Below are 214 nucleotides of genomic sequence, written 5' to 3'. Positions count from 1 at the left end.
GGGCAGAAAGAAAGGCGTGGAAAACAAGCTTTTCGTAGAGATTTGCATGAGAGAGCAAACAGTTATCCCGATTTTAAGACGGAATTAGGCCATCTAGAAGGGGATACAATTGTGGGAGAAAAGCACAAAAGTACCGTCATAACCTTAGTAGAATGCTGCTCAAAAGCCATCATCACACTGAAAGCCAATGGACGGAAAGCCAGTGATATTGAGG

Annotated in this window: 1 pseudogene; it reads left to right on the top strand. The window is 43.5% G+C overall.

Annotated elements, in window-relative coordinates:
- Nucleotides 1–214: pseudogene (locus SORDD16_RS10360) on the top strand (IS30 family transposase); the annotation flags it as partial.

Source organism: Streptococcus oralis (genome assembly GCF_001578945.1).
Lineage (GTDB): Bacteria > Bacillota > Bacilli > Lactobacillales > Streptococcaceae > Streptococcus > Streptococcus oralis_Q.
The sequence above is the reverse complement of the archived record's forward strand: the minus strand, read 5'-3'. Positions and strand labels throughout refer to the sequence as shown.